The sequence below is a fragment of the Neisseria sp. P0021.S005 genome, from assembly GCF_051956955.1.
In genome coordinates, this window is sequence record NZ_JBQCWY010000764.1 from 1 (window position 1) to 1,408 (window position 1,408).

Genomic DNA, 1,408 nt, shown 5'->3' on the forward strand with positions numbered 1-1,408 from the left:
TCTTATGGCAGCCCCTTGTTGCCAACCCTGTTTTTGGTAAACGGCAAGTCATTAAATATTAATGACGACAATGATAGAAAACTGTTGGCTACTGCTAAGAGAGTCGATTTTTACGATTTCGGACGTAGTCGGATCGGCCATGCAGTCTTTACCGCGCCTAACGGCATCTGTCAGGATATGAAACACGGCAAAGGCGTTTCCTACAAGCTGGTTACCAACTATGTTAATTTTCCGGATTATCCTTCGCCTGAAAATATCTTGATTATTACTGCGCAAGGCAAATATGAGCAAGACGGTTTTATATTGGATTCCACTGAGTCAAGGGTGACCAGTGCCAATAAAGAGTTTGCCAGAAAATATGGTGAAGCCCTGAAATCCAAGAATGGCCCTGAGACCAGACAGGTGAATATGGCTAATGCAGCCAGTGCAGAAAAAGGCAGACTGTTGGCTGATTATATCTGTCAGTAATCATATTAAAGGCCGTCTGAAATTCAGACGGCCTTTTTGAATCATGAATGCATCTCTTGTTCAAATGACAGCAGAATCTGTTTTACTTCATCCGCTTCTTTAACGGCGCGGATACGGTCAAACAATACCTGCGCCTGTTCAAACTCTTTTTTCATCATGCCCAGCCACTGTTTCAAGCGGGCAACCGGATATTTGTTGTTGGCTTCTTTGGCAAGGCATAAGTCGAAGAATTGGACTATCCATGAGGAGACTTCGGCAAAGTCGGTATCTTTGACTGTTTCGCCGTTTTCATATTGCTTGATTTGCCGCGCCAAGTCGGGACGGATAACTGCGCCGCGCCCGAGCATCACGCTGTCGCATCCGCTGACGGTTTTAATGTCGAGATAGTCTTGAAGGCTGAATACATCGCCGTTGGCAGTAACGGGAATACTGACTGCATCGCGGATTTTGCGCACCCATTCCCAATGTGCCGGCGGTTCGTAGCCTTCGACTTTGGTGCGCGCATGGACGGTTAATGCACATGCGCCGCCGTTTTCAATCGCGGAAGCACATTCCAATGCCAGACTTTTATCTTCATAACCGAGCCGCATCTTGGCAGTCAGCGGAATGTGTTGCGGAAGGCGTTGGCGCAGGGTGTGGACGATGTGGTAAATCAAGTCGGGCTCTTTGAGCAAGACCGCGCCGCCTTTGTGTTTGTTGACCGTCGGTGCGGGGCAGCCGAAGTTGAGGTCGATTTTGTCCGCCCCGAAACGCACGGCTTCTAAAGCATTGACGGCCATGTTTTCCGCATCGCTGCCCAAAAGTTGGACAGTACAGGGCGTGCCGGCCGGCGTGCGGTTGGCATGGGCGATTTCGGGAACATATTTAAGCCAAGTGGCGCGTGAGTGGACCGTGTGCGTAATGCGGACAAATTCGCTGACGCATTCGTCAAATCCGCCAA

1 protein-coding gene and 1 pseudogene are annotated in these 1,408 nt (G+C 49.5%); one reads left to right on the forward strand and one right to left on the reverse strand.

Going from position 1 to position 1,408, the window contains the following annotated elements:
• Positions 1–468: pseudogene (locus tag ACTHUE_RS19090) on the forward strand (hypothetical protein); the annotation flags it as partial.
• A gap of 41 nt (positions 469–509) precedes the next feature.
• On the opposite strand, the gene ACTHUE_RS19095 reads toward ACTHUE_RS19090, so the two are convergent.
• The coding region (locus ACTHUE_RS19095) for a tRNA dihydrouridine synthase (protein WP_440424181.1) at positions 510–1,408 on the reverse strand (899 nt) is incomplete at its 5' end.